10 protein-coding genes are annotated in these 14594 nt (G+C 67.5%); 7 read left to right on the forward strand and 3 right to left on the reverse strand.

What is annotated here, in order from left to right:
* Positions 1 to 29 precede the first annotated feature (29 nt).
* Together QM618_RS10300 and QM618_RS10305 are read right to left on the reverse strand one after the other, a co-directional pair.
* Positions 30 to 1103, reverse strand: coding sequence for an Rv2578c family radical SAM protein (locus tag QM618_RS10300; RefSeq protein WP_428098277.1), 1074 nt, complete (start codon positions 1101 to 1103; stop codon positions 30 to 32).
* 45 nt (positions 1104 to 1148) lie between these two features.
* Positions 1149 to 2624, reverse strand: a complete 1476-nt coding sequence (locus QM618_RS10305; protein ID WP_428098281.1) for a fibronectin type III domain-containing protein — start codon at positions 2622 to 2624, stop codon at positions 1149 to 1151.
* 195 nt (positions 2625 to 2819) lie between these two features.
* On the opposite strand from QM618_RS10305, the gene QM618_RS10310 reads away from it, so the two are divergent.
* Positions 2820 to 4709, forward strand: a complete 1890-nt coding sequence (locus tag QM618_RS10310) for a DUF4914 family protein (RefSeq protein ID WP_428098284.1) — start codon at positions 2820 to 2822, stop codon at positions 4707 to 4709.
* A 30-nt stretch (positions 4710 to 4739) separates the two neighbouring features.
* Positions 4740 to 5642: a cation diffusion facilitator family transporter gene (locus tag QM618_RS10315; RefSeq protein ID WP_428098287.1), complete on the forward strand. Its 903-nt coding sequence runs from the start codon at positions 4740 to 4742 to the stop codon at positions 5640 to 5642.
* Here QM618_RS10315 and QM618_RS10320 read toward each other — a convergent pair.
* Positions 5632 to 6096, reverse strand: a complete 465-nt coding sequence (locus QM618_RS10320; protein ID WP_428098291.1) for an AAA family ATPase — start codon at positions 6094 to 6096, stop codon at positions 5632 to 5634. The two genes, QM618_RS10315 and QM618_RS10320, sit on opposite strands and share 11 nt — an antisense overlap.
* Positions 6097 to 6538: 442 nt before the next feature.
* On the opposite strand from QM618_RS10320, the gene QM618_RS10325 reads away from it, so the two are divergent.
* From QM618_RS10325 to QM618_RS10345, 5 genes are all read left to right on the forward strand, one after another.
* A complete protein-coding gene (locus tag QM618_RS10325) occupies positions 6539 to 7081 on the forward strand; it encodes a sugar O-acetyltransferase (RefSeq protein ID WP_428098294.1) in 543 nt (180 codons plus the stop codon).
* A 63-nt stretch (positions 7082 to 7144) separates the two neighbouring features.
* Positions 7145 to 8041: an ABC transporter ATP-binding protein gene (locus tag QM618_RS10330; RefSeq protein WP_428098298.1), complete on the forward strand. Its 897-nt coding sequence runs from the start codon at positions 7145 to 7147 to the stop codon at positions 8039 to 8041.
* Positions 8038 to 8724, forward strand: coding sequence for an ABC transporter ATP-binding protein (locus tag QM618_RS10335; RefSeq protein ID WP_428098303.1), 687 nt, complete (start codon positions 8038 to 8040; stop codon positions 8722 to 8724). Before QM618_RS10330 ends, QM618_RS10335 begins: the two co-directional genes overlap by 4 nt.
* Positions 8717 to 11893: an FtsX-like permease family protein gene (locus tag QM618_RS10340; RefSeq protein WP_428098307.1), complete on the forward strand. Its 3177-nt coding sequence runs from the start codon at positions 8717 to 8719 to the stop codon at positions 11891 to 11893. The genes QM618_RS10335 and QM618_RS10340 overlap by 8 nt, the downstream gene beginning before the upstream one ends.
* On the forward strand, positions 11890 to 14571 hold the full coding sequence (locus tag QM618_RS10345; protein WP_428098310.1) for a hypothetical protein: 2682 nt from the start codon (positions 11890 to 11892) through the stop codon (positions 14569 to 14571). Before QM618_RS10340 ends, QM618_RS10345 begins: the two co-directional genes overlap by 4 nt.
* The last annotated feature ends 23 nt before the right edge of the window (positions 14572 to 14594 follow it).

A 14594-nucleotide genomic window follows, 5' to 3' on the forward strand; every position in this document is an offset into this window, starting at 1 on the left:
CCTCCTCTCGCGCCATCGTATCGGCGGCGCTAGAACAGCGTGGCGACCTCGTGACGGCCCGACGCTGCGGCCGGCCGGGCACGCCACTCGCCGTCCTCGTTTCTTGCGTGGGAACAGCTGACGGCTCGCGTACCAGTGCCCTCCTGAACCTCCGTGCGGGCCAAGCCGTGTGCGGCGATGAGCGGCCTAATGCGTTCCGCGAGAGCACGCCGGTAGGACTTAGGGGCGTAGGAATCGTCGCGATAGAGCGCTCTGTATTTAGGCACGAGCTCCGGGCGATAACGGTGCAAGAACTGGGCGAACCACTCCTTCACGCCGGGCCGCAAGTGCAGCGCCGAGTACGTCACGGAGGTAGCGCCCGCGGCGCGGATGCGGGACAGCGCGGCATCCAACTGCTCCACCGAGTCCGTGAGGAACGGCAGCACGGGCATCATGAACACCGCTACGTCGAACCCGGCAGCGGCCGCCGCAGAAACAGTGGCCAAACGCGCCGTGGCGGTGGGCGTGCCGGGCTCCACCGCGTCTTGCAGTTCATCGTCAAAGACGGCCACAGACATGGCGAGCGATACGGGAACTGCTGCCGCAGCGTCGGCCAGGCGCGGAAGGTCGCGGCGCAACAACGTGCCCTTCGTGAGAATCGAGAACGGCGTTCCAGACGAGGCGAGCGCGTCGATGATGCCAGGCATGAGGCGGTAGCGACCCTCTGCGCGTTGGTAGGGGTCCGTGTTGGTGCCGAGCGCTACCGGCTCGCCCGCCCAGGTGGAGCGCGCGAGTTCGCGGCGGAGCTGCTCGGCCACGTTGATCTTGACGATCACTTGCGAATCGAAGTCACGGCCGGAATCAAGTTCGAGGTATTGGTGTGAGGGCCGTGCGAAGCAATAGACGCACGCATGCGAGCAGCCTCGGTAAGGGTTCACGGTCCACGTGAACGGCATGGGACCGCCAGCCGGCACCTTGTTCAGCGCGCTCTTGGACATCACCTCGTGGAACGTGATGCCGGCGAACTCCGGGGTTTGCACGGAGCGCACCAAGCCGTGCAGCTTGGCGAGGCCGGGCAGCGCCCCAGCCGCCACCGAATCAAGCCCCTGCGCCTCCCACCTCACCTAGGCATTCGAACACATGTTCGAAGCACAAGCAAGCGCGGCGCCCTACTTGGACTTGATCGCGCTCGAGCTCGCGCTCACCGTTCCCGTGCCCGCCCAGTTCTTGGGGTACACGCGGAAGTAGTAGTACTTCCCGCTGGTGAGGCCCGTGACGGTTGCGGAGCGTGTGGCCGTCACCGAGTCCTTGAACGTCTTCCACGTGGACGAGCCCTTGACTCGGTACTGGACCACGTAGTCCGTCGGCGCCGACGTGCCGTTCGAGGTGGACGGCGCGGACCACGAGATCTTGACCTTCTTGGCGCCCGTCGACGATCCGGAAGGCTTGCCGGGCGCCGAGTTCTTGAGCGGCGCCGTCGTTGGCGTGGCCGCGTAGCCGAAGGACGAGCCCGGCCCAGCCCCCGTGTACGCGGTGGCGGTGTTCCCGGTGCCTGCTTCACCGGAGCCATTGAAGCCCCAACACCACACGCGCCCGCCGTCAGCGATCTCGCATGTGGTGTAGGCGGCGGCCGCCACCCAGGTGGGCTTTGGCTTGCCGTACTCGACCGTCGTGGCGCGTGGCGAGTCGGCGAGCTGCGCGTCGCCGCGCTGCCCGGAGGCCCCGGCTCCCCAACACTTCACCGTTCCGGCTCCCCACGCACACGCGGTCCCGGCGCCAAGAGTGACGCCCGTGGCGCCCGTGACATTGCGGACGGCGGTGGGCGTCCCTACGACGCTTGCGGGAAGGCCCGTGCCGGTAAGGCCGTTGGGGTTGTGCCCCCAGCACACCACGCCCCCGCCTGAACGCACCGCACACGTGGTGTAGTACCCGGCCGTGATTGCCACCGCGTCCGTGAGCCCCGCCACCTTCTTGGGCACGAGGCTTTCACTGACGCCGCCGTCGCCCAGTTGTCCCGACGTGTTCATGCCCCAGCACCACACGGACCGATCCACCTTGATCGCGCACGCGTGCTCGTCGCCAACAGCAATCTGGACCACTGAACTCAAGCCAGGAATCTTGTAGGGGGTCGTCTGGTTTGAGACCGTCCCCGGGAACTGCGCGAATCCCCCGTAGCCCCAACACCACACAGAGCCGTCTTGCCGCACCGCACACGTGGCAAAGCGGCTCAGCGCCATCGTGGAGATCTTCGTGAGGCCGGTGACCGGAGTAGCGCTTTGATACCCCGATGATGTGCCGTTGCCCAGCCGGCCATACCCGCCGTCGCCCCAGCACTCCGCGGTGCGATCCTCGAGCACGGCACATACGTGGTACGCGCTTCCGTACACCGCGGCCGCGTTCGACACGTTGTACACGGGCGCCACGTTGAGGTGCACCGACGTGTCGTTGCGCCCAAGTTGGCCCTCGGAGTTGGCCCCAAAGCAGTACACAAGCCCGTTCTCGCGGACGGCGCACGTGTACCCTCCGGCCGACACAAGCACTGGCTGACTGCCGTCTGGGCCTGGCGATACGCCCGCCTGCGCGCCCGGCGCAAAACCAACGATTGAGATCGCGGCGACCACCGCAACAGCGAGCCACTTCCTCATTGCCACTCCCCAGTTCTCGTGCGTGCGCGCGAGCCCAACCTACTGCGCCACCTTCGTGCGCGCCCAGCGAACAGTGGTCTCACCGGGGTCTCAGAATCGCCGGACCTTCGTCCCAACCCAGCCACAGCGTCGGGCAGGCAAAATCTTTGTCAAGAGACCACAATCGGTGGGTAACGCTCGACGAGGAGGGGAACCATGTTCGAGGCAATCACTCTGGCGCCCGAGGTGCGCGCCGCGCTTGAGGCGGCGCCGTCGGTGATCGTGCCGAAGACGCGGGATGAGCTCTACGAGCTTGCCCTTGGGCCCGACGGCGGGCCCACCTTTGAGGTGACGTACGACGTCGCGGGTGGCCGGGTATGCGAGGCCACTGTCACGCGGTGCCGCAATGGCATGGCCGTGAACTACCTCGAGGACTACATGCGCAGGCGCGATCCACGCTGCATGGTGATCGCGGATGACCGACCAACGGACAAGACGCGCTGGGCATCGCGCTTTCACGGCAGCTTTGCTCCGGTGCGCCAGGAGACGCTGGAGTGGCTCGCGACCCAGCCGCTGGTGGTGGTCCCATTCAAGGCGGGAGGGCCGGTCTACGGTTCCCCGAGCATCGCCATCATCCCTGCTAATGCGGCCTTCTTTGCGCTCGCACTGGTGGACCTGCAGGGGTGGGTGACGTTCGAGGAGGTGGGCGAGTTCACGCCGCGGGCCATCCTCTACGTGGCTCCCCCGTTCCGCCACACGCACTTTGACGGCAAGCAGGTGGTGGTGCACGACCGCAGCGAGTCGCTGCACGAGGTGTTTGCCTACAACCTCTACCCGGGCCCGTCGGCGAAGAAGGGCGTGTTCTCCGTGCTGCTCGATATCGGCGAGCAAGAGGGATGGATCACGGCGCACGCATCGTCGGTGCGCGTCACAACGCCGTATGACAACGACACGGTCATCATGCACGAGGGCGCGTCTGGCGGCGGCAAGTCGGAGATGTGCCAAGACATGAAGCGCGAGGATGACGGCCGCATCCTGCTCGGCACCAACGTGGTCACCGACGAGCCGTACTTCATCACCCTTTCTGAGGCGTCGCAGCTGTTCCCCGTCACCGACGACATGACGCTCTGCTACCCGTCCATTCAGAGTGGCGACGGTCGCATGGTCGTTGCGGACGCCGAGGCCGGCTGGTTTGTGCGCGTGGACAACCTCAAGCAGTACGGCGAGAACGTGGACCTTGAGCGCGCCATCATCCACCCCAGCCGCAAGTTGGTGTTCTTCTCCATCGAGGGCGTCCCCGACGCCACCGCGCTGCCGTGGGAACACATCATGGACTCCACCGGAACGCCGTGCCCCAACCCGCGCGTCGTGATCCCGCGCACTGAGCTGCCGGGCGTCCTCACCGAGCCAGAGCCCGTGGACGTGCGCACCTTCGGCGTTCGCATGCCGGCATGTACCAGGGATAACCCCACCTACGGGATCATGGGCATGACGCATTTTGTGCCGCCGTCCATCGCGTGGCTGTGGCGGCTCATCGCGCCTCGGGGTGACAAGAACCCGTCGATCGGGGAATCGGCCGACGCTGTGGCCAGGTTGGAACACGGCGGCATGGTTGCGGAGGGGGTCGGGTCCTACTGGCCGTTCTCCACCGGCACCAAGGTGGCGGCGGCGAACCTGCTGCTCGACCAGATCCTCGCCTACCCGCGCACCCGCTATGTGCTCACCCCCAACCAGCACATCGGCGCGTACAACGTGGGCTTCTCCGCCGAGTGGCTCACGCGCGAATGGCTGGCCCGCAAGGGTGGCGGGCGCATGCGCGCAGACCAGTTGGAGCCGGCACGCTGCGCCCTGTTTGGGTACTCGCCGCGCGAGATGACTCTCGACGGCCAGCCCGTGCGCCGCACGCTGCTGCGCCCAGAGATGCAGTCATGGGTGGGAGAGAACGCCTACGACGCGGGTTGCGCGATCCTCAGTGGGTTCTTCCGCAGCGAACTGGCGCAGTTCCTCACTCCTGACCTCTCCCCGCTTGGCCGCGAGATCATCGAGGTGTGTCTCGCCGATGGGTCCGTTGAGGAGTACGAGGCGCTCACCCGGATGTATCTCTAGGGCTTCCGCGCGTACACGTACGATCGACCTATGGGGCACTCGCACGGACCGGCTGAGCACGCCGGGGGCCGGCACCGCGGTCGCCTACTAACGGTCCTGGTGCTCGTTGTGCTGTTCATGGTTGTGGAACTTGTGGTTGCGCTGGCAACGGGATCGCTCGCCCTCCTGTCCGACGCTGGGCACATGACAGCGGATGCCGTCACCTTGGGCGCCGCGTACGTTGCGACGCGGGTTGCGACGAGGCCGGACCGCACCGGGACGCGCACCTACGGTTCCTACCGCGCGGAGGTGTTCGCTTCGGGTTTCGCGGTGCTCATGATGCTTGGCGTGGCGGTCTATGTGGGATTCGAGGCCGTGTCCCGGTTTGGGGACGAACCTGCGATCGCCGCGTGGCCACTGCTGGTGGTTGGCGCGCTGGGGTTGGCGGTGAACGCAGTTTCGCTGGTGCTGCTGCACGCAGGTTCCAAGGAGTCGCTCAATGTGCGTGGCGCGTACCTGGAGGTGGCGGCGGACGCGGCCGGTTCGGTGGGCGTCATCGTGGCCGCCGTGCTGATTTCGCTCACCGGCAATGGCGTGTGGGACACGGTGGTGGGCGTGGCGATTGCGGTGTTCGTGGCAGTGCGCGCGGTGCTGCTTGGACGCGAGGTGCTCGCCGTGCTCGGTCAGCACGCGCCGCGCGGCTTTGATCTGGGAGCCGCGACCGCTTCGCTATCCCAAATACCAGGTGTGACGGATGTTCATGACCTCCACGCGTGGACCCTCACCTCGGGGATGAATGTGGCGACGGCCCACCTGTTGGTTGCGGAAGACGCGGACGCTCGAGCGGTGCTGGCCGCGGCCCAAGAGACACTGCGCGAACACCACGACATCGCGCACGCGACGCTTCAGGTGGAGGCCGCGCCAGGGCGCGAATGCCACGACGTCACGTGGTGATGTGCTCAAAGTGGTCGTAGGTTGCCACCTCATCGGCGCTTGGCCGGTCGTACAGGTGTGAGGACCCCTCGACCACGTCTCTCGCGAGTTCCTCCGAGCCGAGCCCGCCCCTTGCTCGCACCCGCGCGGCGCAGGTCTCTACCGAGGCGTCGATGAAGTGCAGTTCGGTTCTACCGCCCGACGCTCCGGCAAGTTCGCGCAGACGATCCCGTTCCTCTCGGGTCCAGGATCCAAACTCGGCGATCACGTCGTGGCCGTCGGCGAGCATCCCCGCGATCCGTGCCTCCACCTCCGGTTGCAATGCGAATCGCGATTCGTAGTCGACGAGGCTGAGGCCCCTCGCCATCACCTCGTCATCCATCGCGACATGAGCCGCGCCGGTGGCGGCCGCGAGCGTGGCCGCGTGCGTGGACTTGCCGGAGCCCGGGAGTCCCGTGAGTACGTAGAGCGTCACGTCGCCGAGAATATCCCGGCGAGCGCTCGCGTCCCCCCACCGCGCCCTCTGCCCCGCCCACGGTCCCTCCCCGGTCCCTCCCCGGTCCCTCCCCCGTCCCTCCCCCGTCCCTCCCCCGTCCCTCCCTCCGCCGAAAGTGTTCCTCAGGTACGGAATCCGGTCTCCAAGGTTCCCTAGATGATCCTGAGGTACGTTTCGGGCCTAGGCCCCGCACCATCGACGTGACCCTGAGGCACAGCCCGCAGCAATAGCCCCGCGCCGTGGTACCGGCCACATGTACCTGAGGAACACACAGGAGCCGCCGGGACCGGGATTCTGTACCTCAGGAACACCCAAAGGTCCCCGCTGCGTTGAGCCCCAGTCGGGCATGCTTGGGGGCATGACGTGGCAGGAACGGAAACACGACCGCCCAACCAAAGACGGTCGAAGCAATCTGGAAAGAATGCGAGAAGGCGACTGGTTCAACGTGCTCGACGGCTTCGAGCTGCTCTCACTCCAGGACGAGACGCTCGGCCCTCTTCGCGCAATCAACGAGCGCTATTGGGACGATCCCCAGGCGGCGGTACGCGCGGTCTCAGAGCTCATTGGCGGCACCGACAACTGGTTCTTCCGGCCCCCGCTCATGTTCGAGTACCGCGAGCGCATCACGATCGGCGAGCGCGCGTTCATCAACGCGGACTTCGAGGCGATCGGCTCGGGCCGTGTACACATCGGCAACGACGTGCTCATTGGGCCTCACGCGCGCTTCTACACGCCCAACCACCCCCTCAACCCAGACTCGAGAGCCGAAGGCTGGGAGATTGGGCTGTCCATCACCGTGGGTGACCGAGTGTGGTTTGGCGGCTCGGTGATTGTTCTACCAGGGGTGACGATAGGTGACGATGCGATTGTTGCCGCAGGATCCGTGGTCACCAAGGACGTACCAGCGGGCGCCACGGTCGCGGGGAATCCGGCACGGGTGATAGGCCGCGCGGGTTTAGTCTGAGACTCGACGCAGGCGGGTCTGGGGAACCTCGCGGCCCGTTCACTACAAGGAGGTAGCGCCCCGATGCCCCCACATTCCAGCGCCACCGTGTCCAATGCGGCAATTACGTGCGAGAGCGTCGTCCGCATTCATCGCCACGGTTCCATCGAGGTGCAAGCACTACAAGGCCTCGACCTCCACGTGGATCGCGGCGAAATGATCGCAGTGGTGGGGCCGTCAGGTGCGGGAAAGTCGACGCTGCTCAACATCCTCGCGGGCACCGACGAACCCACGGCCGGAGTGGTTGACGTCGCCGGTTGGGACCTCACCGCAATGAGCGCGAAGGACCGCGTTCGATACCGACGCAACGCGGTGGGCGTGGTGCAGCAACAGACGTCCCGCAACCTCATCTCCTACCTGACGGCGCGGGACAACGTTTCGGTTCCCCTCTCGCTCGCGGGGGTGCGGCACTCCCAGCGGGGCGCGCGCGCAGAGGCCTTACTCGACCGTGTCGGCGTGGCGCACTGCGCGGCGCGAAAGCCGAGTGAGCTGTCCGGCGGCGAACAGCAGCGAGTGGCGCTAGCTATCGCGCTCGCCAACTCCCCCGCGCTCCTGCTCGCCGACGAGCCAACCGGTGAACTGGATACGGACACGTCGCACGAGATCTTTCGCACGATGCGGTCGGTGAGCGAGGAAGAGGGCACCACCATCGTGGTCGTCACCCACGACCCCGCGGTGAGCGCGCAGGTTGGGCGCACCGTCGCGATCCGTGACGGCCGGACCAGTTCCGAGGTGCTTCGCCGCACGGAGACTCACGACGACGGGCAAACCCACGTGATCGCCGAGGAGTACGCAGTGATGGACCGCGCTGGCCGCGTGCAGGTACCGCGAGAGTTCCGCGAGGCGCTTGAGCTCACGCGCCGCGTGCGACTCGCCCTCGAGGCGGACCACGTCGCGATGTTTCCTGGAGACCGGCCATGACCACAGCCTCTCCCCTCGTAGCGGTGCAGGGCGTTCGCCGCACCTACGGTGCCGGCCACACCGCGGTCACTGCACTGCACAACGCCAGCATCGAGGTTTGCGCGGGCGAGATGGTCGCTCTCGTGGGCCGCTCTGGGTCCGGAAAGACCACGCTACTCAATATCATCGGCGGCCTCGATAGGCCCGACGCTGGCACAGTCCGCGTGGACGGCAGCGAGGTCACGGGTTTGGACGAACTTGAGGCCGACGCTCTGCGCAGGGACACCGTCGCGTTCGTTTTCCAGGGGTTTGGTTTGGTTCCCGAGTTGACCGCGGCGGAAAACGTTGGGCTTCCACTTCGCCTCAAGGACTGGTCGCCTGAAGATCGCGAGCACAGAGTCGCGCTGCTGCTCGAACTCGTTGGGCTCGGTGAGCACGGCGCGCACAGGCCAGACGAGATGTCCGGCGGACAGATGCAGCGCGTTGCGATCGCTCGCGCGCTCGCGTCCTCGCCCAAACTCCTGATTGCGGACGAGCCAACGGGACAACTAGATACCGAGACCGGCCTCGCAGTCATGGCATTGATTCGCGGCGTGGTCGAGGCCGAAGGCATGGCCGCAATTGTGTCGACGCACGACCCCGTGATGATCGCGCTCGCGGACCGGGCCGTTCGCATCGAAGACGGCCGGCTCGTCGATGCCTAGGGCGGCGAGCCCGCCGCGTCTCGCACTCTCTCGCCGCGCAGCGTCTCAACTGCCGCTCGTCGCATCGGTGTGGGTGATTGTCGCCACGTGCGCCGGGCTCGCAGCTTTCGCCGCGGCACTCGCGAGCGCGGGGTACCAGCAGGCTCTCTCTGCGTCTGTCGCTGCGCTCGACGCCAGTGGAACTGACATCGTGACCGTCACCGTATCCGCGAGCGAGCCCGGAACCGGCGCTCCCCTGCCGGCCGCCCAAGCAACGGCGACCGTTGTCGATGCGGTGACCACAGCGTCGGGCGGGTACGACACCGAGGTGAGCGTATGGGCGGCCGGGCGAATACAGCCCATCGAGAGCGAGGCTCGGCTGCGCGGGTACCTCCTTGATGCGGACACCGTGCCCGACCACGCGGACCTCCTCCAGGGAGAGTGGCCGGTCGCGGCAAGCGAGACCGCAATCGCCCAATCGACTGCGAACGCGCTCGGCCTACACGTTGGCGACACCGTGACCCTTGGCGACGAGACCCGCCTCGACGACAAAGCCGCCGAACAAACGACGTTCACTGTCGTAGGTGTTTTCTCTCCGCGAGCGGACGACGCGTGGAGGCGCGACCCATTCGGCGGCACCGGCATGCGCATCGTAGGCACCGCGATCCCCGAGTACGGACCCTTTGTGGTCGCCACCGGTAGCCTCACGAGCACCAACGAGTCGCTGCAGCGCTTAAGCGTCACACTGGACCCAGCGATTGGCACTGACCCGTCAGGCATCCCTGGGCTCGTCAGAAACACCGCGCGACTCGGCGACGACCTCACCGCCGAGTTCGGCGACTCCGCCAAGTGGGTCATCGTGAGATCGGAGCTCCCTACGCAGGCCGCTGCGGTACGCAGCCATATCCAACTATCGACGTCGCTCGCAGTGTCGGTGCTCGCCGTGCTCGTTGCGCTGGGACTCGCGGCCGTATCACTCCTTGCGCAACTCATCGTGCGCCGTCGCGACCCAGAGACGGCCGCGCTTCGCGACAGGGGTGCGTCCACCCCGCAGCTCGCGGCGCGGTCGATAGCGGAAGGACTGCTCATCGGCGCCACCGCCGCGCTCGTCGCGGTGCCGCTCGCGTGGTGGGGGTATGTCGCGGTCGCGACATCCGGCGCACTGGGCGAGCCATGGGATCGTGGAGCCACACCCACAGCGATACCAGGGACGATGTGGGCCGCCGCGGGACTTGGGGGACTCGCCGCCGCGGCACTCCTGACTTTGGCAGCGATCCGACGTCCCGCACGGCGAGGCTCGCGTGGTGGCGTGGTGGCGAGGTCCGGAGCCGATATAGCGCTTGCGGTCGTCGCGATCCTGGGAGCGCTCCAGTTGGCGACGCACACACCCACCGCCGGCCGCGTCGACCCCGTCCTCGTCATCGCGCCGGCGGCATGCGTGCTCGCACTCGCCGCGCTCGTGTCACGGCTCTTGCCCTTCGCGGCGCGCTTCGCGGAACGGATCGCGCAGCAGGCCAAGGGAGTCGCGATCCCCCTCGCGTCCTGGCACGTTGCACGCGGGGGCGCTGCGCGCGGCACGTTCTTGGCGGTTGCCGCAGGAGCCACCGCCTCACTCGGAGTTGTGTTTCTCGCCACATGGTCGCAATCGCAGACTGACCAAGCTGACGCTGCAGTAGGAGCCGACGTTGTGGTCGCCAACGGCGCCATCCCCGGCGGCGTCGACGCTCTCAGCGAGATCGCCGGTGGTGAGTGGGTGCCCATTGCGGCCAGGCCCGTGGTGTTGGGTAGCAGGCCCGACGGCGTGGCCCTGTTTGCGATCGCGTCGAGCACGGTTTCCTCGATGGTGACAGGTCGTCCGGAATCCAGCGACAGTTGGGCGGATCAGGTTGCCGCGTTAGGCCCCGAGCCCGATCCGCTGGAGATCAGCTTCACGGGTCAGACCGTCACGCTGCGCATCTCGGGTGCGCCCCAGCAGGAACCGGGCTTTGGCCTCCCTCCCGTCGCTGTGAGTCTCTCGCCAACGATCGTCGCCGAGGCGGACTCCGGAGAGATTGCGGTGTTCACGGGAGGTGAGATCGAGCTCGACGGGGAGGAGCACACCGTCGAGGCCACACCTCCCCACGGCACCGCGGGGTCGGCGTGGCACGTTCTCGGCTATCAGTTCAGCATCGGCCAACGCGAAACGGGCGACATCTTCAGTTGGGTCAACACCCGTGTCAACGTGGATGTGCGCGTCACCATTGACGGCGCGACTGGCTCACCGTCCGCCGTCAGCACCGTTGGCGACACGAGTTCCGCGCAACTTACTCCGGGCACGGCAGCGATCAGTGGCCACACACTCGAGGTGCCCTTCAGTTACTACCTGTATGGCATCAACGCGATCGACGCGCACCTGACCGTACTGCCCTTCGCTGATCCTGGACCACTTCCCGTGTTGGTCACCTCTGGGCTCGCCCAAGACGCCGGCTTCGCCGTGGGCGACACGATTGCACTGACCAGCAACCTCGTTGGCGTCGAAGCCGAGGTCGCTGGCATCGTGGCGTACGTCCCTGGGTACGTGCACCAAGACGCGCTGTGGGCGGATCGAGAGGCGTTCTCGCGAGCTCTATTGGCCGCGAGCACCCTCGACGCCATAACGGACGCTTGGCGTGGAACGGGTATCGATGCCACGGGCGTCCTGGCGCTGCGTGACGCGGGGCTCGGGAGCGTGACGACGAGAGCGGAAATGGCAACGTCCCTGCGCGAGGACCCCGCCCAAGTGCCGCTGCGCCTTGCGTGGGTACTGGCGATAGCGTCGGCCGTTGTGCTCGCGATTGTGGGCGCGGCCGCTCACGCGACGTCCGAGGCTCACGAGCGCGCCACCACAGTGGCGCGGCTGCGAGCGATCGGCGTGGCTCGGCGCGACGCCTTGCGTAGCCACCTTGTTCAGCACGCACTCGTTGTGGGAGCGGCGCTCGTGATTGGCCTCGCCTTGGGCGTCGCGCTCGCGACGCTCATCGTGGGATCCCTCATCGTCTCGTCCGAAGGCCTTAGGCCGGTGCCTGCGGCCGAGCTCGTGGTGCCGGTCGTTCCGCTTGCCCTGCTATCCGCCGGGGTACTTGCGCTGTCGCTTGCAGCAGGAGTCCCCGCAGCTCGAGCGAGTGTGTCACGGTCAACGGTGGAGGCCCTGCGCGCAGGAGAGGTCGGATGATGGCGACCGACGCTACCGACACTTCCCGCCGTCGTGGGCGCGTTCCCGCTCGCCTGAGCGCCGCGCAAGCACGCGCTGGCCTCGCCGCGAATATCGTGGCGGTTGTCATTGTCGCGGTCGCCGTTCTGCTCACCGCGGCCGTTCCGGTGCTTGCGAACTCGGCGGCGACACGACAGCTGCGAGCCGATGTCGTGACGGCTGATCGCGCGGCGGACGTGGTGGTGACGGTGCCGTACGAGGGCGGTAGCGGCAACTTTGCACTCGCCCCTGACACTGCAGATAGTGCGCGCTACGTCCGCGATGAGGTGGAAGAAGGCATGCCGCGAGAACTCACGGCAGTGCTCGAACCACCGATCACTACGCTCGTTGGGCCGGAGCTCAAAGCGGGGGTGGTGGACGGCACCCCGGTGCGCGTGCGGTTCGCCTACGTCGACCACGGCGAGACGGCAGCGGTGGACTGGGTGGACGGGCGCCCGCCCGCGGCCACCGGCACTGCCGCAGACGTCGCCCGCACCAACCAAAAGCTCCCTGTGGAGGTTGGGGTCTCGGAGTCGGCGGCAACCGCTCTCGGCGTGACGCCCGGAGATCGCCTTCCAGTACAAGATCTCGACGGCGCGCCGCTCGAGGTCACCGTGACGGGCGTCTTCGCACCCCACCGTGGGGCGGAGGCCGCGGTTGACGCCATTCCCACGCTGCTCGAACCCCGGGAAAGCCACGGCGCAGAGCCGCAAACATCAGTGGCCCTGCTCACGACTGACGAATCCGTGCCCGCGGCGAGACTTGCGCTGTTTCCGGGCGACATGACTCGCGCGATTGTGTACCGCACGGACGTCCGGGCGATCACCGCGGGGAACGCAGAACCCGCGTCGGTGGCGGCGCGCGGGCTCGCATCCGGCAAGGAGGTTTTCGACATCGTCGGCGCCTCTGCGTCGGTGAGTACCAGGCTCGACACGATTCTTGACGCGTCGCTCTCGCGGGCGAGCACTGCCACGGCGCAAGCCTCTGTGCTTCTCATCTGTCTCGTGGTGCTGATCGCGCTGACCCAGGTGCTCTCGGCGCGCGCGCTCGTGGACCAGCGGGCTTCCGTCATCGCACAGGTGCGAACGCGCGGAGCGTCCGTTGTCTCCGTGGGACTGTCGTTGCTCGCGGAATCGGCGATCGTGACGGCGCTCGGTGCCGGATTGGGGCTCGCCGCGCAGGCAATCGCGGCACCGGGCCGTCCCACGTGGTGGTGGGTGGTGCCGACACTCCTGATGTCGCTCATCGCGGCGCCGCTCCTGGGAGCGCGAGCGGCGTGGCAACGGCGTCGCCCTCGCTCTTCTCACGACCTGCGCAGGATCACGCGCGAGGTGCTCCTGGTGCTCGCCGCCATCGGTTCCGCTGCAACACTGCGCTCGCGGGGAACTGCGGCGTCGAGCAACTCTGTGGCGGCGGACCTCTTGGTGCTGGCCGCGCCAACATTGTGCGCGCTCGCCGTTGGCGCAGGGGTGGCGCGGCTCATGCCCACGGTCTCACGGTGGCTGCGGGACGCGGCCTCCCGCGGTAGCGCAGCCGGTACCCTCGTTGCCTTCTCCCGCGCGAGTGCAACAACAACCGCGGTCCTCGCATTGGTGCTGGCAGCCGGCACCATTGCGCTCTCGGCGTCGGTCGCCTCGACCGTGCGAGACGGCAGGCTGGACGCAGCTCACGACAACGTCGGTGCCGATGCAATCGCCACGGCGACCTACCTCAGCGGGCTGCCCCCAGAAGTTGCTGGACTCCCCGTGCAAGGGGTAACCACGGCGTCGGCCAGCGACATCGGCGCCGGCTACCTCGCCGGCGGACCGCGATCGCAGACCGTGACCATCGTCGCGGTCGATGCAGCCGCCCTGGCCAGCGTCGTCGCAGCACTGCCTGGCGGCCACCCGGATCCCTGGCGCACACTGGCGACTGCGCCGGAAGGCGAGCCGATTGCCATGCTCGAGACCGCAGACCTCACGCACGTCGATCACGGCGTCATCACCTTCGCGCGAGAATCCGCGCAGGTCACGTCAGTGGGAACCGCCCCCGACCTTCCTGGAGCGGCCATCGCAGGCGAGCGCCTCGTGATCGTCGACCGCGAGGCGCTCGAGGCAGTGACGGGCGAGAGCTACCCGATCACTGCCGCATGGGCGGTGGGCCCAGAAGCCGTCACCGCGCTCACCCGCGCCGTTGGCGACGCGGATGCTGAGGTGGTGACCCGTGACGAATGGATCGAACGCGTCGGGTCCGAGCCGCTTGCCGGCGCCCTGTCGTGGCTGTTCGCAGCCACCGTGGTGGTGGCGCTCGCCTTTGCTGTACTCGCGGTGGCCCTGCTGGCCACCTCGGGCAACGCGCAGCGGCGGCACGCCATGGCGCGGCTCAGGGTCGTCGGCATGTCCGCCGCGCGCGTCTCTCGCGTAAGCCGGCTCGAGGTGCTGATTCCGGTCGCTCTGGTGAGTCTCTTCGGCGTGCTCGGGGGGATCGCTGTGGCACGGCTCACGATCGAGGCGCTCGGTTTGGGCGCGATCACGCGTCAAGCCCACGCGCCGCAGCCAGAGTTCGCATGGTGGGCACTCGCGGTTCCCCTACTGCTGGCCGCGACCGCGTGGGTTGCGGTAGGCCTCGCGGTCAGGTTTGGCAGGTCTCGTCGTCTCAGTGAGGTGATGCGAACGTCGTGATGTCCGCGCGAACCGAGCGCACT

The sequence above is a fragment of the Demequina sp. genome, from assembly GCF_049841215.1.
Classification (GTDB): Bacteria; Actinomycetota; Actinomycetes; order Actinomycetales; family Demequinaceae; genus Demequina.